Source organism: Halomonas sp. QHL1, from assembly GCF_001882345.1.
Taxonomy (GTDB): Bacteria; Pseudomonadota; Gammaproteobacteria; order Pseudomonadales; family Halomonadaceae; genus Vreelandella.
Genome location: NZ_MINL01000001.1, coordinates 2,444,524 through 2,460,559, shown reverse-complemented (window position 1 = coordinate 2,460,559; position 16,036 = coordinate 2,444,524). Strand labels below are relative to the sequence as shown.

At 52.4% G+C, this 16,036-nt stretch carries 15 protein-coding genes, 2 pseudogenes and 1 other annotated feature; of the genes and pseudogenes, 13 read left to right on the top strand and 4 right to left on the bottom strand.

From position 1 onward, the window contains the following. Positions 1 to 5: 5 nt before the first annotated feature. The 6 genes from QHL1GM_RS11185 to QHL1GM_RS11160 are packed head-to-tail and all read left to right on the top strand — an operon-like array spanning position 6 to position 6,685. Positions 6 to 560, top strand: a complete 555-nt coding sequence (locus tag QHL1GM_RS11185) for a TRAP transporter small permease (RefSeq protein WP_071694551.1) — start codon at positions 6 to 8, stop codon at positions 558 to 560. Then, the gene (locus QHL1GM_RS11180; protein ID WP_071694550.1) at positions 557 to 1,837 is read left to right on the top strand and encodes a TRAP transporter large permease; all 1,281 of its coding nucleotides are present in this window, start codon (positions 557 to 559) and stop codon (positions 1,835 to 1,837) included. Before QHL1GM_RS11185 ends, QHL1GM_RS11180 begins: the two co-directional genes overlap by 4 nt. 13 nt (positions 1,838 to 1,850) lie before the next feature. Next, positions 1,851 to 2,882, top strand: a complete 1,032-nt coding sequence (locus QHL1GM_RS11175) for a 4-hydroxythreonine-4-phosphate dehydrogenase PdxA (protein ID WP_071694549.1) — start codon at positions 1,851 to 1,853, stop codon at positions 2,880 to 2,882. 32 nt (positions 2,883 to 2,914) lie between these two features. Continuing rightward, a complete protein-coding gene (locus QHL1GM_RS11170) occupies positions 2,915 to 4,087 on the top strand; it encodes an L-rhamnonate dehydratase (RefSeq protein ID WP_071694548.1) in 1,173 nt (390 codons plus the stop codon). 8 nt (positions 4,088 to 4,095) lie between these two features. Continuing rightward, on the top strand, positions 4,096 to 5,082 hold the full coding sequence (gene araD1, locus QHL1GM_RS11165) for an AraD1 family protein (RefSeq protein WP_071694547.1): 987 nt from the start codon (positions 4,096 to 4,098) through the stop codon (positions 5,080 to 5,082). A 28-nt stretch (positions 5,083 to 5,110) separates the two neighbouring features. Beyond that, a complete protein-coding gene (locus tag QHL1GM_RS11160) occupies positions 5,111 to 6,685 on the top strand; it encodes an aldehyde dehydrogenase (NADP(+)) (protein WP_071694546.1) in 1,575 nt (524 codons plus the stop codon). An 87-nt stretch (positions 6,686 to 6,772) separates the two neighbouring features. On the opposite strand, the gene QHL1GM_RS11155 is transcribed toward QHL1GM_RS11160, so the two are convergent. Beyond that, on the bottom strand, positions 6,773 to 7,771 hold the full coding sequence (locus QHL1GM_RS11155) for a LysR family transcriptional regulator (protein WP_254795295.1): 999 nt from the start codon (positions 7,769 to 7,771) through the stop codon (positions 6,773 to 6,775). A gap of 182 nt (positions 7,772 to 7,953) precedes the next feature. Between QHL1GM_RS11155 and rhmD the strand changes: the two genes are divergently transcribed. The 6 genes from rhmD (at position 7,954) to aldA (ending at position 14,287) form a co-directional block, all read left to right on the top strand. Next, positions 7,954 to 9,138 (top strand): L-rhamnonate dehydratase, encoded by a 1,185-nt coding sequence (rhmD, locus tag QHL1GM_RS11150; RefSeq protein WP_071694545.1) that lies wholly within the window; start codon positions 7,954 to 7,956, stop codon positions 9,136 to 9,138. Between the two features lie 67 nt (positions 9,139 to 9,205). After that, positions 9,206 to 10,210 (top strand): TRAP transporter substrate-binding protein, encoded by a 1,005-nt coding sequence (locus QHL1GM_RS11145; RefSeq protein WP_071694544.1) that lies wholly within the window; start codon positions 9,206 to 9,208, stop codon positions 10,208 to 10,210. 19 nt (positions 10,211 to 10,229) lie between these two features. Then, the gene (locus QHL1GM_RS11140; RefSeq protein WP_071694543.1) at positions 10,230 to 10,709 is read left to right on the top strand and encodes a TRAP transporter small permease; all 480 of its coding nucleotides are present in this window, start codon (positions 10,230 to 10,232) and stop codon (positions 10,707 to 10,709) included. Next, positions 10,706 to 11,989, top strand: a complete 1,284-nt coding sequence (locus tag QHL1GM_RS11135) for a TRAP transporter large permease (RefSeq protein WP_083571013.1) — start codon at positions 10,706 to 10,708, stop codon at positions 11,987 to 11,989. The genes QHL1GM_RS11140 and QHL1GM_RS11135 overlap by 4 nt, the downstream gene beginning before the upstream one ends. Before the next feature lie 24 nt (positions 11,990 to 12,013). Then, entirely contained in the window at positions 12,014 to 12,814 is an 801-nt protein-coding gene (locus tag QHL1GM_RS11130; RefSeq protein ID WP_071694542.1) for an HpcH/HpaI aldolase/citrate lyase family protein, read from the top strand. A 36-nt stretch (positions 12,815 to 12,850) separates the two neighbouring features. After that, positions 12,851 to 14,287, top strand: a complete 1,437-nt coding sequence (gene aldA / locus QHL1GM_RS11125; protein WP_071694541.1) for an aldehyde dehydrogenase — start codon at positions 12,851 to 12,853, stop codon at positions 14,285 to 14,287. A gap of 49 nt (positions 14,288 to 14,336) precedes the next feature. Here the strand turns inward: aldA and QHL1GM_RS19695 are convergent. The 3 genes and pseudogenes from QHL1GM_RS19695 to QHL1GM_RS19200 all read right to left on the bottom strand — a co-directional run. Then, positions 14,337 to 14,432 (bottom strand): annotated as a pseudogene (locus QHL1GM_RS19695) (IS30 family transposase); the annotation flags it as partial. A 40-nt stretch (positions 14,433 to 14,472) separates the two neighbouring features. Further along, positions 14,473 to 14,571: pseudogene (locus QHL1GM_RS19915) on the bottom strand (IS3 family transposase); the annotation flags it as partial. Between the two features lie 86 nt (positions 14,572 to 14,657). Further along, positions 14,658 to 14,774: a sequence feature (AL1L pseudoknot), on the bottom strand. A gap of 44 nt (positions 14,775 to 14,818) precedes the next feature. Further along, entirely contained in the window at positions 14,819 to 15,049 is a 231-nt protein-coding gene (locus QHL1GM_RS19200) for a transposase (RefSeq protein ID WP_139245612.1), read from the bottom strand. A 592-nt stretch (positions 15,050 to 15,641) separates the two neighbouring features. Between QHL1GM_RS19200 and QHL1GM_RS11110 the strand changes: the two genes are divergently transcribed. Continuing rightward, a complete protein-coding gene (locus QHL1GM_RS11110) occupies positions 15,642 to 15,836 on the top strand; it encodes a hypothetical protein (protein WP_071694540.1) in 195 nt (64 codons plus the stop codon). Positions 15,837 to 16,036: the final 200 nt, after the last annotated feature.

Here is a 16,036-nt window from a genome sequence, read left to right as displayed (position 1 = left end):
ACGTCATGAGTACGCTGGCTCGTGTAAATCTTTTGCTGGAAAGATTGTTGGAGGTGCTGACTGTGTTCTTGCTTCTGGCGTTGACGACCATCGTTATCGCTGCAGTGGGCTTTCGCATGATGGGCAACTCGTTTTCATGGTACGACGAAGTCGCTTCTATTGGGCTTGCATGGCTGAGCTTCTATGGCGCCAATCTTGCAGCGTTGAAACGCTCACATATGGGATTTCCGGGTCTGGTCAGTCGAGCTCCCACCTCCATACGAGCGACGTTATTTATCGTATCGGAAGTCACCGTGATCAGCTTTTTTATGATTATTGCCTACTACGGCTATCAGGTTCTCGAGATTCTCGCCTGGGACAGCCTTGTTACATTACCTACTATCGGCCTGAATATTACCCAGTCAGTTATCCCGATTAGTGCAGTGCTGTTTATTCTTTGCGAACTGCTTAGCATGCCTATGGCTTGGAGAAAAATGCACAGTGGCCTGAACAGCGAGTCGGAAGAAATCGAAGCAGCCATAAGACAAGCCGAAGAAGATCTCAAGGAGCACCGCGCATGACTCTTCTGATCATCATAATCGCACTCTTCGCCCTGGTATTAATCAATGTTCCTATCGCTGTTGCCATTGGCGTGGTTGGGGTCGTTGGTGTCTACCTGAACATGGGTGCCGAAGCTTTGGTTAATGTGCCACTAACGTTGTATAACGGTGCCACCAAGTTTCCTTTAATTGCCATTCCCCTGTTTATATTCGCCGGGGCCCTGATGAATACTTCAGGTATCTCCATACGTCTGATCAACCTAGTTACCGCCATCGTTGGTTTCGTGCGAGGTGGGCTGGCGATGGTCAACGTAGGGGTCTCACTGTTCTTCGCCGAAATCTCAGGCTCAGCAGTTGCCGACGTAGCAGCAACGGGCTCGGTACTCATTCCAGAGATGAAGCGACGCAATTACAACGCCAATTTCTCAGCTGCTATCACTTCCTCCTCAGCTTCGCTGGCGATAATCATTCCACCTTCGCTGTCGATGATCCTGTATGGAGCCATTGCTGACACCTCCATCGTTAAACTCTTTGTCGCAGGCATTGTACCGGGGCTACTCGGCGCTGCCGGTCTGGCTGGGGCCTGCTACTACTATGCGGTGAAGTATGACCTTCCACGAGAAGACTCTTTCTCACTCAGCACTCTAAGAAAAGCATTCAAAGAAGCATTTTGGGCACTCCTGCTGCCGGTAATAATCTTAGGTGGGATCTTCGGTGGTTTTGTCACCGCAACTGAAGGTGCAGGGATCGCCGTGCTGGCCGCTCTATTGATCGGAGGGCTTGTCTACCGCGAATTGAACATCAAGATACTTTATCGCGCTGTGATTGAAGGTGTCATTCAGACTGCTGTCGTCATGCTTCTGGTTGCCACTTCTGCAGTGCTCGGCCTCTTCTTGACCGAGATGCAACTACCTCAGCAGTTGGCTAGCGAAATCACAGCCATTACCGAGAACCCTATTCTGGTACTCGCACTGCTGAACATTTTGTTACTACTGCTAGGCATGTTCTTGCATGGAGCTGCTGCCATCATTTTGGTAGTCCCTATCGTAATGCCTTTGGTGTATCAGATAGGTATTGACCCAATCCACTTCGGTCTGATCCTTACTCTCAACCTAGCTATCGGCCAGCAGACACCACCGGTTGCCTCGGTATTGGCGACGTCCTGCTCTATCGCAAAAACTGACATGTGGGAAACTACAAAGGTCAACCTGCCGATGATTCTGGTGCTGTTCGTTGTGCTAATGCTAGTTACCTATGTTCCTGCTATTCCTATGACCCTCGTCAACTACTTCTATTAAGTTGGAGTCCAAGATGAAAGATTCACAGCCACTCATCGCTGTCACTCTTGGTGATCCGGCCGGTATCGGCCCCGAGTTGATCGCCAAGCTGTTCTCTGAAACATCGCTTTTTGCCAATATCCATACCGTGCTGGTCGGTGACCGCTGGCTCTGGGAGGAGGGCCAACGGATAGCTGGTCAGTCTCATGACCTTCCAGAAGTTCAAAGCTTTACTGAAGCTCGAAAGTACGATGAACCGGTCTTTTTGCCGATCGACAGTGTGTCCAAAGGCACGGTCGGCTATGCCGAAGAGACCGCAGCAAGCGGTGCCTCCGTACTGTCAATCCTAACGCACTGCCTAGATGCCGCCCAGGATGGCGTAGTGGATGCCATTTGTTTCGCCCCACTTAATAAGTTCTCAATGAAGAAGGGTGGATTAGAACATGAAGACGAGCTGCACTTCTTTGCGAAGAAACTAGGGGTAAAGGGCTATGTCTGTGAGTTCAATACGCTCGGCGATCTATGGACCTCGCGCATTTCCTCTCATATTCCCCTAAAGGATGCGGCCGGCTATGTAACCCAAGAGCGTATTGTCGACGCCAGTCGTCTGATTTATGACTCACTGAAGCTGGCTGGTAACGATTCACCACGTGTAGCCGTGGCGGCTTTTAACCCCCATGCCGGAGAAGGCGGCACTTGTGGACGCGAGGAGATTGAAGTAATCGAGCCCGCAGTTGAAGAATGTAAAGCTCAGGGCTATCCCGTCGATGGCCCTTTCCCCGCCGATACCATCTTTATCAAAGCCAAAGAGGGCGAATACGACGCCATCGTCACGATGTATCACGACCAGGGACAAATCGCCATCAAACTGCTTGGCTTCAAGCAGGGCGTCACTGTCCAGGGCGGTCTGCCGATCCCGATTACAACCCCTGCTCATGGCACCGCTTTCGATATTGCTGGACAGGGCAAAGCCGACGTGAACCCAACACGTAACGCTTTCCTCATCGCGTGCCGGATGGGCGGGAAACTGAGACAAAATCGTCTCAAGACCACCACCAGCACCTAAATATCCTCATAAATACAAAGGAAACCCTACCAATGAAAATTACCAAGGTCAGAGCACGTGTCTTCGAGTGGAAAGGGCACACCGTTCCAGCCCAAGCCCACTTCTGCTCTAACGCTATGGATGAGCTGTGGGACAAGAGCGATTCAATGGGCACTTTCCGCTTCCACGGCTGGACCGCCGTAGAAATTGAAACCGATACTGGCTTGGTCGGCCTAGGCAACGTGGCGCTTGCCCCTTCCATCGCTAAGGCAATCATCGACCAGTACCTTGCGCCACTTGTGATCGGTCAAGATCCTTTCGATTACGAATACCTATGGCAACGCATGTACCGCGCCACCCACGCCTGGGGGCGTAAAGGGATTGGCATGGCGGCAATCTCGGGCGTCGATATCGCCATCTGGGACATTATGGGTAAGGCGGTAAATAAACCGGTCTTTAAACTGCTCGGCGGACGTACCAAGGAGAAAATTCCCTGCTACGCATCGAAACTCTACCGCACTGATCTTAAAAGTATGCAAGACGAAGCACAGTCTTATCTCGACCAAGGCTTTTCCGCGATGAAAATGCGCTTTGGGTACGGCCCCAAAGACGGCCCGGCTGGCATGCGCGAAAACCTTAATAGTGTCGCAGCGGTTCGAGAAGTTATTGGCGACGATATTGACCTAATGCTCGAATGCTATATGGGCTGGAACCTGGAATACGCTAAGCGCATATTACCAAAGCTGGAACGCTTTGAGCCTCGGTGGCTCGAGGAGCCCGTGCTGGCTGACGATATCGATGGCTATGCTGAACTGAATCAGCTCACCAGCATACCGATCTCTGGGGGAGAGCACGAATTCACTCATTATGGCTTTCGACAGTTGTTGGAGAGGCGCGCCATTTCGGTGATTCAGTACGATACCAACCGTGTTGGCGGCATCACTGCTGCACGCAAGATCAACGCCCTTGCCGAATCGTTCAGTGTTCCTGTAATCCCGCATGCAGGACAGATGCACAACTACCATTTGACTATGTCGACGCTGGCCTCGCCAATGTCCGAGTTCTTCCCAGTTCATGACGTTGAGATCGGCAACGAGCTCTTCTACTACCTCTTCAAAGGCGATCCCGAGCCGGTGAATGGCTTCATTGATCTCGACGACGACGTGCCAGGTCTTGGTCTGACACTCAACCACGATCATTTTGATCAGTTCAATATCACCGAATGAGGCCAAGCATGAGATTGATCCAGTGCATTCATGATGGCACCCCATACGCCGCCCTAGTCGAGAACGCCGAACAGGTTCGCTTGCTTGATACCGACACCTATACCCTGGCCCGCCGTGCCATCGCTGCGGGGCACTCGTTGACTGAAGCCATCGAAGCCGCTGCGACTGAGACCCGGCTCGAATATACTCAACTTCTCGACGAGAAACGCCTGCTGCCCCCCCTTACTCATCCAGATCCGGCTCACTGCCTAGTCACCGGCACTGGCCTCACCCACTTGGGCAGCGCGGATACGCGCTCGGCCATGCATGCCAAGACACAGGTCGCCGAGACAGAACTGACCGATTCGATGCGCATGTTCAAGTTGGGGGTCGAGGGCGGCAAGCCCCAGGACGGCACCCCCGGCGCCCAGCCGGAGTGGTTCTACAAGGGCGACGGCGCCTGCGTGGTACCGCCCGAGGCCGAGATCCCAGTGCCGCACTTCGCCGAAGATGCCGGCGAGGAGCCAGAACTGGCCGGGCTCTATGTGATCGGCGATGACGGCCACCCGTGGCGGGTGGGTTACGCCATCGGCAATGAGTTTTCCGACCATGTCACCGAGCGCTTCAACTACCTGTGGCTGGCCCACTCCAAACTGCGTGCCTGCAGCTTCGGCCCGGAACTGTTGGTAGGGGAACTACCTGCTCACCTGGAGGGGGTCAGCCGTATCGTGCGTGGCAACGAGACGGTGTGGGAGAAACCCTTCCTCACCGGTGAGGCCAACATGGCGCACAGCCTGGCCAACCTCGAGCACCATCACTTCAAATATGTCGGTTTCCGCCGGCCCGGCGACGTGCATGTGCATTTCTTCGGTACCGCCACGCTGAGCTTTGCAGATGACATTCGTACCCGCGAGGGGGATCGTTTCGAGATTAGCCTCGTCGATTTCGGCCACCCTTTGCGCAATACACTACGCTTTGAGGCGGATAGCGCCCCCATTGATGTGAAAGCACTCTAACAGTGTAGGGGGCACAAGGAGTTTAATTATGACCCTGGAAGGCAAGTTACTCATCGGCCAGGACGCCGTCAGCGGCAGTTCCAAGCCCATCAACGCCATCAACCCGGCTACCAACGAAACCCTCGAGCCCACCTATGTGGGTGGCACCATCGCCGAGGCCGAGCGTGCCTGCGAACTCGCCGAGACGGCCTTCGCCACGTATAGCGAGACTTCCCTTGAGGAGCGCGCCACATTCCTCGAGACCATCGCCAGCGAGATTGAAGGCATCGGCGATGAACTTATCGAACGCGCCATGGCCGAGTCAGGCCTGCCCAAGGCCCGCCTTGAAGGCGAGCGCGGCCGTACCTGCGGCCAGCTACGCCTGTTCGCCTCCGTGGTGCGGGCCGGCGAGTGGCTCGACGTGCGTATCGACCCGGCCATGCCGGATCGCCAACCGATGCCGCGCGCCGACCTGCGTCAGCGCCATATCGGCCTTGGTCCGGTTGCCGTGTTCGGCGCCAGCAACTTCCCGCTGGCCTTCTCGGTGGCCGGGGGCGATACCGCCTCAGCGCTGGCCGCCGGTTGCCCGGTGATCGTCAAGGGGCACTCCGCCCACCCCGGCACCTCCGAGCTGGTCGGTCGTGCCTTGCAGCGTGCGGTGAAGACTTGTGGGCAGCCGGAAGGCACCTTCTCGCTGCTGTTCGGCTCGGGCAGCGAGATCGGCCAAGCACTGGTCGCCGACCCGCGCATCCAGGCGGTGGGTTTCACCGGTTCGCGGGGAGGCGGTACAGCGTTGATGAAGACGGCGCAATCACGCTCGCAGCCGATCCCGGTGTATGCCGAGATGAGCTCGATCAACCCGGTGTTTCTGATGCCCGAGGCGCTCAAGGCACGCGGCAAGCAGATCGCCGAAGGCTTCGTCGCTTCGCTCAACATGGGTGCGGGCCAGTTCTGCACCAATCCCGGCCTGGTAGTTGCGGCCAAGGGTCCTGAGCTGGATGCCTTCATTGAGTCCGCTGCAGAGGGCGTTAAGGCGAGTGGAAGTCAGACCATGCTGACCCCAGGCATCTTTGATGCTTACGAACAAGGGGTGAAGCGGCTTTCCAATAGCGGGAAGGTACGCGAAGCGTTTCGCGGGAAAGTGGGCGAAACGCCCAACCAGTGCCAGGCCGGGCTGTTCATCACCTCAGCGACCGACTTCCTGGGCGATCCCGAACTGCAAGAAGAAGTGTTCGGCTCCACTGCACTGGTCATTGAGTGTGCCGACCAGGAAGAAATGAAGCGTGTAGCTGCCCAGCTCGAAGGTCAGCTGACCATCACCCTGCAGGTGGACAACGGCGACGTGCAAGCCGCTCAGCAGCTAATGCCTACGTTGGAGCGCAAGGCAGGGCGCATTCTCGCCAACGGCTGGCCGACCGGTGTGGAAGTGTGTCATGCCATGGTTCACGGCGGCCCCTACCCAGCAACCTCCGACAGCCGCACCACCTCGGTGGGCAGTTCGGCGATTCACCGCTTCCTGCGCCCAGTGTGCTACCAGGCTCTACCAGAAGCGCTGCTGCCTGAAGCGCTTAAGGACAGCAACCCCCTAGGCGTTTCTCAGCTGGTGAATGGCAAGCGCGAATAAATGACAAGTTTCGCTGAAATTGTGATATTCCGGTATCAATTGCTATTGCACTGATACCGGTATTTTTATGTATAGAGGATTGGGATTTCAACTAAATTCCCGAGATGCATTCCTCAGTAGTTCTCGAAACTGAGTAATGGGTTCCGCATACAGCGTATCTTTGCGTACTAGAATACCAAAAGGAGAAAGGGCACGACCTAATGATAAAGGTAACCTTTCTATCAGTCCTGCACTCAAATGATCGCGTAGAACAGTCTCTGCCATGACCATTAATGCATCGCTCTTCTGTACCAGTTGCAAGGCGGCAAAAATAGAGCTGCATTCGATTATGTCTCTTGGGGATACCAAGCCTTCAATTTCGAATTCTTTTTCTAACGCCTGACGCGCCGGTGTTTTCATCGGCTGTAGAATCCATGGCCATTTATCAAGTAGCGCTTCCAGTGGGGGAAGATTTCCCGAGCAGAGCGGGTGACCACTACGCACAACTGTAATCAAGGTTTCGTTGCCAAGAGGCTCGAAGTCGAACTGGTTATGCTGAATAGCATTAGCATAACGGGCGATAGCCAGATCAACCTTACCTTGCTCAAGTAGCTCCATCAATTGATCACTGGTCTCTCCCATTAGGCGAACCTGAAGTAGTGGGCGTAGGCGCTTCATTTCTATGATGGCGCTAGCGACTAGATCCGGTGCGGCGCCCACGATAGCGCCGACAGTCAGTTGCCCCCGCTCCCCAAGCTGATAACGGTACACCTCTTCAGCACAACGATCGAGGCGGGCCAAGGCATTATCGGCAAAAACGATCAGCATTTCTCCAACTGGAGTTGGGTGCATTCCTCGAGTGGTTCGTTCGAATAAGAGGCAGCCGAATCCTCTTTCTATCTCGCCCAGCATCCGTGTGGCTGCAGGTTGGGACATATTCATGGCTTCGGCTGACTGATGGAGGTTTCGGTGCTTGCCAAGCGTTGTAATCATCAATAAATGTTTGTAGCGCAAGCGATTGAGCAGTGCTTTAAATCCCTCCATCTTCACCATCCTGATAAATTGATACTTATAAAGTATGTGACCACCAAAGATATTAAGACACATACATTAGTCTAATAAAAATGAATATTAATTATGACTAATATGTAAAAAAGCACGGTAATATGAGGCTTTAAGACTACTGATAACGAAAAGGTATCGCAAGCGATAGGAATAGCATTGGTTCCCTCTGCTCTCTATGGGTACGGTTTTAGGTATCAATCAATTCCATTCCACAAGGTAAGTTCATGAGCGAAGTGACTATCAAGCAGGTGCGTGCCTACACCGTTCGCGGGGGAGGTGCCGACTATCACGACCAGGCCGAGGGCCACTGGATAGATTCTCAGATCGCCACGCCAATGAGTAAGTACCCCGAATACCGCATGACCCGACGCAGTTTCGGTTTGAATGTGCTGGGGACCTTAGTGGTGGAGCTGGAAGCAAGTGATGGTACGGTCGGTTTCGCGGTGACTACTGGCGGTGAGATCGGTGCTTGGATCGTCGAGAAGCATCTGGCTCGCTTTATTGAAGGTAAGTGCGTCACCGAGATCGAAAAAATCTGGGATCAGATGTTTAATGCCACCCTGTACTATGGTCGTAAAGGCGTAGTAATCAACACCATCTCCTGTGTCGACCTCGCGCTGTGGGATCTGCTTGGCAAGGTTCGCGGCGAGCCGGTACATCAATTGCTCGGGGGCCCTGTGCGTGACGAGCTTACCTTTTATGCTACAGGGGCCCGGCCTGACCTTGCCAAGCAGTTGGGATTCATCGGCGGCAAGATGCCGCTGATCCATGGGCCAGCCGAGGGCGAGGAAGGACTGACCCGTAATCTAGCACACTTGGCGGACATGCGTAGTGCCGTGGGTGATGACTTCTGGCTGATGTATGATTGCTGGATGAGTCTTGACATTAACTATGCCACGAGGCTTGCCCAGGGAGCACAAGAATTCGGCCTTAAGTGGATTGAGGAGGCCCTCCCGCCCGATGACTACTGGGGCTATGCCCAGCTCAAGCGCGATGTGCCCAAGGGTATGCTGGTCAATACTGGCGAGCATGAGGCGACGCGTTGGGGCTTTCGTCTGCTACTTGAAATGGATTGCTGCGACATCATCCAGCCGGATGTAGGCTGGTGCGGGGGAATCACCGAATTGATCAAGATTTCAGCCCTGGCGGACGCACATAACAAGCTGGTAGTGCCACATGGCTCGTCGGTCTATAGCTATCACTTCGTGATCACGCGTCATAACAGCCCCTTCGCAGAATTCCTTATGATGGCACCTCAGGCTGACAAGGTAGTGCCGATGTTCAACCCGCTGCTTCTCGACGAACCGGTGCCAGAGAACGGACGCATGCCAGCTTCTGCGCTCGACAAGCCTGGGTTTGGGGTTAGGTTAAATCCAGAATGTCAACTTTCCAGGCCATACGAACACTAAATTACTTCTTAAATCGTAGAAAGACCCATCGCAGTGGGATGTAGTAACTAAAACCTAGGAGTACACAATGAAAACAAATTACCACGCCAGTGCAAAAGTACGCTTTCAATTGAACCTTGGTATAGCAAGTGTATTACTTGCTGCTCCGTTTGGGGCTGCCATGGCAGAAACAACAATAAGTTTTGCACACCACCTTCCTACTGAATCAGAGCAGCATCTCGCTGCCGAGCGTTTTCGCGATTTAGCTAGTGAATATAGCGATGGAAACGTCAAAGTTGAAATTCTCCCAGCTGGGCAAATGGGAGGGCAGAGAGAAATAATTGAGTCTGTTGAACTAGGCACATTAGAAATGGGATATGGAGAATCTGGACTTTACGCGAATTATGTACCTGAGTTCGGACTATTGACACTTCCCTTCCTTTATCGTGACGTTGAACATTGGAATAATGTTGTCCAAGGTGAAATTGGCGATAAACTAATTGAGCAGTTGGTGGATACCTCCGGCGTCAGACCGCTTAATTGGATTTTGGCAGGCTATCGCGATACCTACTTGGCAGAAGATGTTATTGAAACACCCGAAGACTTTGAAGACTTGAAAATACGTGTGCCTGAGTCACCTGTTTTCGTCGGCACTTTTTCTTCACTTGATGCTCAGCCAACTCCCGTTCCAATGCCCGAGGTTTATACGGCCATGCAGACGGGTCTTGTAGATGCGATGGAAGGAACCCCAGAAGTTGGTTATACCTTCCGGATCTTTGAAGTCGCCGACTCTCTCTCAAAAACCCGACATATTCTCTTCGATGGTAGTTTTGCTATTAACGAAAATTTCTACAACAACCTTTCTGATAGCGATCGTGAGGCAGTGACCCGTGCCGCGATCGAAGCGGCAGAGATGCAGCGCAGCGAGTGGCCAGAGCGTGAGGAAAATTGGTTCGAAAAACTGGCAGAAGAAGGAATTGCCATTAATGAGGTTAAACAAGAGCCTTTCCAAGAGGCTTCAGCTAGCTTTCGTGAAGAGTTTGCAGCTGACATCAATGCCACTGAACTTCTAAATTCCATTGGGCAAGAATGAGATAGGGAGGAGCGTGCAAATGCGTCGTTACCTGGATCATGCATTTGCCACCTTGGGAGCCATGGTCGTCGCCATCTTTGCGGCGATCATGGTTCTGATTTTCATTCAGGTGATCAACCGTTTTCTTTTGGGGTTACCACTTTTTTGGACAGAAGAAGTGGTGAGAATGCTCCTCGTTTGGTTGGTACTGATGGGAACTCCTGTGGTGGTCTACAAGTATCAAGAAATTAAAGTGGAACTATTTCACTTTAAAAACCCTGGTCTTGAAACCTTTAGGCAAATCACCGTATCCATTTTATCCATCATATTCTGTGCAACCTTGGCGTATTGGGGATACTTATTTATGGAGCGGTCTCTTGGAACCTTGCAGCCTTCACTGGGTATATCCCGGGCATGGCTATACGCCCCAATACCCTTGGGTAGCATTCTTACGATTGTTGCTTTCCTCGTTCGGGGAAAAGAAATTCAAGAGCCGTCAGACCCAGGGAAAACAATATGATTGTTGCTTTGATGTTCTGTTTGTTTACAGCTCTTCTCGCGCTGGGTATACCGATTGCTTTTGCAATGGGACTGAGTGCAGTCGCTGTACTCATTATTGATGGGGGGGTTCCGTTACTAGTGCTCCCTCAGCGTTTCTTCAGTTCGCTAGATAGCTTTCCTCTGCTTGCCATCCCATTGTATATATTCGCTGGAAACTTGATGAACTATGGTGGCATCACGTCAGCCATTGTTGGTTTCTCACGTTCCTTAGTTGGCCATATACGTGGTGGGCTTGGCCAAGTCAATATCATGACAAGTGTTCTTTTTTCTGGAATATCGGGTTCTGCATCGGCCGATGTTGCTGCCGTTGGCGGGATGATGATACCAGCCATGAAAAAGGAGGGATATCGTCCTGAGTGGGCAGTAGTCATTACCGCAGCGTCAGCAATCCTAGGTCCCATTATTCCTCCTAGTTTACTTATGGTGATTTATGGTGCCATGACAGGATTATCCATTGGCACTCTATTTCTGGCCGGAATAATACCCGGCTTGTTCCTAGCTTTTATCATGATGATAGTAGTTTACTGGAAGGCTGATGAAATAGGCGCCCCTCGTCATACTCGAGCTAGCTTCAAAGAAACAGTCAGAGTGTTTTTAAAGGCAGCTCCAGCACTGGTTATGCCAGTGATTATCGTCGGTGGCATCCAAAGTGGCTTATTTACGCCTACTGAAGCTGGGATTGTGGCGGTCGTATATGGTCTTTGCTTTGGTTTATTTACCCATCGTCTCAACTTTAAGAAGACTTATCGCTTTGCCTATCAGTCTGCAATCACATCCGCCAGTATTTTAATTATTCTCGGTAGTGCAGCCTTATTTAGCTGGATAATTGCCCGTCAGGGCGTGCCAGCCGCTATGGCCGCTTGGCTATCTAGTGTTACTAACGAGCCAGCTATCGTCTTAATGCTCATTGTTTTAGCATTGATACTGATAGGTATGTTTGTAGAAACCATATCAGCTTTAATCCTTGTCGTGCCCATCTTAACCCCCATCGCTCAGATGTTCGGATTCGATATGATTCACTTCTCAATCGTGGTGATAGTGGCACTACTGCTTGGGTCACTGACACCACCAGTCGCGTTAATCATCTTGATGGGGTGCAAAATTGCTCAAGTTGACTATATGAAGACGATGCGACCCCTCCTACCCTTCTTCACGGTTCTAGTGATAGGGCTGTTATGCATCATGTATGTACCATTGATCACCCTTGGCTTGCCTGAATTACTTGGGGCTTTTGACTAGGTTTTCTTTAATAGGGATTAAATCATGAAAATGCCCAAGAACGAATTCATGGCAGGACTACTCAGTGAAAACGTCCAATATGGTCTGTGGGCCGGCTTTGCCACCGGCTATGCTGCAGAGATCGCAGCAACCACCGGATTCGATTGGCTCTTGATCGATGGTGAGCATGCGCCCAACACGGTGCCAGCGATTCTCGCTCAGTTGCAGGCCGTGGCGGCCTATGATTCATCGCCTGTAGTGCGAACAGTTAATCACGATCCATCACTGATCAAGCAGTTACTGGATATCGGCGCTCAAACTTTGATGGTGCCGATGGTCGAGAGCGCCGATCAGGCCGCTTCTCTGGTGCGCGCTATGCGCTATCCCCCGCATGGCATGCGTGGTGTGGGGGGAGGGCTGGTCCGCGCGACTCGTTGGGATGGAGTTGAGGACTACCTGGCACATGCACATGAGGAGCTCTGCCTAATTGTGCAGGTGGAGTCACCTCGAGGAATCGAAAATGTGGAAGCGATTGCTGCCACGCCGGGAGTGGATGCCGTTTTTGTCGGTCCAGCGGATCTCTCGGTAGGGATGGGGCACCCCGGAAATCCTGGGCACCCGAATGTCCAGGCCTCCATCGCACATGCCATCAAGGCTGTCCAGGCAGCTGGCAAACCGGTAGGCATCTTGGCTCCCGTGGAAGCCGATGCCCGCCGGTATCAATCGATGGGGTGCCAATTCATTGCCGTGGGCATTGATATCAGCCTGCTACGTCAGGCGGCCATGGCAACCATCGCGCTCTACAAGGACACAGCCTCCGCTGCATCGGTCTCGACGACCTACTAAACCACCTTCACCCATAACTATAATAGGAGTCTTATCATGAGCCATCCCATCACCTACCAGAACTACATTAATGGTGCCTTTGAGTCGGCGAGCGACCATCTTGAGGTTTTTAACCCGGCGAACCAGGCGTTACTGTCTCGGGTTCCGGAAACCGGCCGCGCTGACGTGGAACGCGCTCTTGTCTCTGCCCGTGAGGCTCAGAAAGGATGGGGTGCGCGACCCGCAGTGGAACGTGCAGCCTTTTTACATCGCTTGGCAAGCAAGTTGCGTGAAAACGTCCCCCACTTGGCCCGCGTCATTACCGAAGAGCAGGGCAAGGTCAGCGCCTTGGCGGAGGTCGAGGTCAACTTTACAGCCGACTATCTGGATTACATGGCCGAATGGGGGCGCCGGATCGAAGGTGAGATCATCGAAAGCGATCGTCCCAATGAGAATATATTTCTGTTCCGAAAGCCGCTGGGCGTCGTCGCGGGAATCTTGCCCTGGAACTTCCCGTTCTTCCTTATCGCCCGCAAGATGGCGCCAGCACTGGTGACGGGCAATTCCATCGTCATCAAGCCCAGTGAAGAGACCCCCAACAACTGCTTTGAGTTCGCTAAGATTGTCGATTCGCTGGGACTGCCGCCAGGGGTCTTCAATGTGGTCAGCGGCAGCGGGGCCACGACGGGTAATGCCCTTACCTCCAGTCCGTTGGTCGACATGATCAGTTTCACTGGCAGCGTTGCTACCGGGTCGCGGATCATGGCAAGTGCCGCTGACAACATCACTAAGCTCAATCTAGAGCTGGGCGGCAAGGCCCCGGCGATCGTGCTCGATGACGCCGATATCGACCTGGCCGTGAAGGCCATTCATGGTTCCCGCATCATCAATAGTGGCCAGGTGTGTAACTGCGCCGAGCGAGTCTACGTCCAGCGAGGTGTTGCCGATGCTTTCATTGAGAAGATGGCCAAGGCCATGGATGCAACTCGCTACGGGGATCCGCTTGCCCAGAACGATCTGGACATGGGGCCGCTGATCAATCGAGCTGGCCTCGACAAGGTGGCCCAGATGGTTGAAGCCGCCCAGGGAGAAGGGGCCGAGCTTATCACTGGCGGAAAAATCGCAGACCTTGGCGCTGGCTACCACTATCAACCTACGGTGTTGGCTGGTTGCCGCCAGGAGATGGCCATTATGCGCCAGGAAATCTTCGGTCCGGTATTGCCAATTCAGATCGTTGATGACCTAGACGAGGCTATTGGCCTGGCCAACGACTGCGAATACGGTCTCACCTCATCCGTCTATACCAGCAGTCTTAAACACACCATGAAGGCGTGCCGTGGGCTAGATTTCGGCGAAACCTACGTCAACCGTGAAAACTTCGAGGCCATGCAGGGCTTCCATGCTGGTGTACGCAAGTCGGGTATCGGTGGAGCCGATGGCAAGCACGGGCTCTACGAATACACCCATAGTCACGTGGTGTATCTAGAGACTTAAATACTAAAGAGAAGTTAAAAAAGCGGTTTATTTCGGGCCGCAGTCAAACCTTTCGGAAGTCCGTACCTTTCGGGGAGTATAGGCGAATCAGTCCGGTGGTGTTTACATTGGTGCCAAGCTGTCATGATCGGTACGGGTCGCAAAAAAGGTCGTTGCCGAGACGGCCTTGGCAGCATGAGCCGTTCTACGGTGCAATGAGCAACTTCAACGCCCTCACGGCGGAGTTGCCGCCAAACCTTACGAGCACCGTAGACGCAGAAGTTTTCCTCCCAAACCCGCTGAATCTCAGACGTAAAAAACGCATCTGCCTATATCGACCTGACCGTCGTTCAGGATCGGCTTCAAGTGCCTTGTGGTGGTAATACGTCGATGGGACGATTGGCAGCTGGCTACAAATCGACTCGACCCTAAACTGAGCACGATGCTCGTCGATAAATGACACCATCAATTGGGTTTGCGGTCGAGCTCCGCCTGGGCGAAAAAAGCAGCCGCCTTACTGAGAATTTCATTGGCGCTCTTCAATTCGGAGTTTTAACGCTCTAGCTGCTTGAGTCGCTCACGTTCAGAAAGGTTAATCGAGCTGTCTTCCTGAGAGACTTTTGTGCGTTTGCACCAAGCGCTCAAAGTCTCCGGTGTACAGCCGAACTTGTTGGCAATGGAACAGATCGCCGCCCACTTGGACGGGTATTCGCTTTGCTGTTCAATGACTAATCGAACAGCTCGCTCCCCGACTTCTGGGGAATATCGTTTTGGTGAGTTCATAACTCCACCCTCTCAAGATATGGAGTCTCCGGTAAAGCCGGGGCGGTTCACTTCGTGGCGGTGAAGGAGACTTTATCGGTACTTGCAGGCTACCTCTTCCAGTAGGCAGTCATCGGCGAAATTGCCCCTAAGATCGGCGTAATTTATCAAATAACTACACCTAGTCAGTTATTGGATAGGAACGGTAAGGTCTTTTTCAACTGCCCAGGCGCGTGGCTTTTGAGGCCATCACAAAAAAGTGGCGTAATACGGTTAGGTCAAATGTGTCAATGTAAGGGCGCTTACGAGCATACTCCATTAGTTATGCGCGAGTTACCCCGTAATTCAAGTGCGAGGTAACTCTTGTATAACTGATGAGATTAGCTTGAGTTTTTATTAGCCTTTTTAAATTACTCTTCATATACTTTTTGTTTCACTTGGTTACTAAGTGGTAGCGTAAAAGGTAGCCTCAGAGCGGCTGGCATAGAGATTGACGGGAATAAATCGGGCAAGCAAACCCGAAGCCACTTCAATAATAAGCAATATGTATAAACGCAGTGATTTGTGAAGCCATGACGCAAAAATTAAAAATTAAGTAGAGGAGGGGGTAGCAATGATTAACCACTTTGAACAGCAACAGGGTCATTTTGAGCGAATTTTGGCGTTACTTGAAAATATTCGTCGATATGAAGGCGGCAAAATAAATCCCGTGACCAGCGCATTAATTGAGGAAGCACTTTCTGAAGCCACATTAGGCAGTGAAAATGCGCAGCGAGTGTTAGACAGCACTGCCGAAAAAGCAGCTTAATTTAGAAAGCCCCGTACCGGGGGCAACGGCACCTAGGTATGTCATCGAATCTGAGGAGATCACGAGACAATTCTCTATTGCCCAGCGCTGCCGAACTGGCTGTAAGATTACGGCTTGGTCAGACGATAATCTGTTATTGAGACCTTTTTATGTTTCTTCTTGTCGCTTGTCTCTTATGACTCAATGGCGGCAAAGCTCTT

Bases quoted from the DNA above. Each gene is read 5' to 3' on its own strand.
- QHL1GM_RS11185 (WP_071694551.1), top strand. From the start codon at position 6: ATGAGTACGCTGGCTCGTGTAAATCTTTTGCTGGAAAGATTGTTGGAG.
- QHL1GM_RS11180 (WP_071694550.1), top strand. From the start codon at position 557: ATGACTCTTCTGATCATCATAATCGCACTCTTCGCCCTGGTATTAATC.
- QHL1GM_RS11175 (WP_071694549.1), top strand. From the start codon at position 1,851: ATGAAAGATTCACAGCCACTCATCGCTGTCACTCTTGGTGATCCGGCC.
- QHL1GM_RS11170 (WP_071694548.1), top strand. From the start codon at position 2,915: ATGAAAATTACCAAGGTCAGAGCACGTGTCTTCGAGTGGAAAGGGCAC.
- araD1 (WP_071694547.1), top strand. From the start codon at position 4,096: ATGAGATTGATCCAGTGCATTCATGATGGCACCCCATACGCCGCCCTA.
- QHL1GM_RS11160 (WP_071694546.1), top strand. From the start codon at position 5,111: ATGACCCTGGAAGGCAAGTTACTCATCGGCCAGGACGCCGTCAGCGGC.
- QHL1GM_RS11155 (WP_254795295.1), bottom strand. From the start codon at position 7,771: ATGTGTCTTAATATCTTTGGTGGTCACATACTTTATAAGTATCAATTT.
- rhmD (WP_071694545.1), top strand. From the start codon at position 7,954: ATGAGCGAAGTGACTATCAAGCAGGTGCGTGCCTACACCGTTCGCGGG.
- QHL1GM_RS11145 (WP_071694544.1), top strand. From the start codon at position 9,206: ATGAAAACAAATTACCACGCCAGTGCAAAAGTACGCTTTCAATTGAAC.
- QHL1GM_RS11140 (WP_071694543.1), top strand. From the start codon at position 10,230: ATGCGTCGTTACCTGGATCATGCATTTGCCACCTTGGGAGCCATGGTC.
- QHL1GM_RS11135 (WP_083571013.1), top strand. From the start codon at position 10,706: ATGATTGTTGCTTTGATGTTCTGTTTGTTTACAGCTCTTCTCGCGCTG.
- QHL1GM_RS11130 (WP_071694542.1), top strand. From the start codon at position 12,014: ATGAAAATGCCCAAGAACGAATTCATGGCAGGACTACTCAGTGAAAAC.
- aldA (WP_071694541.1), top strand. From the start codon at position 12,851: ATGAGCCATCCCATCACCTACCAGAACTACATTAATGGTGCCTTTGAG.
- QHL1GM_RS19200 (WP_139245612.1), bottom strand. From the start codon at position 15,049: ATGAACTCACCAAAACGATATTCCCCAGAAGTCGGGGAGCGAGCTGTT.
- QHL1GM_RS11110 (WP_071694540.1), top strand. From the start codon at position 15,642: ATGATTAACCACTTTGAACAGCAACAGGGTCATTTTGAGCGAATTTTG.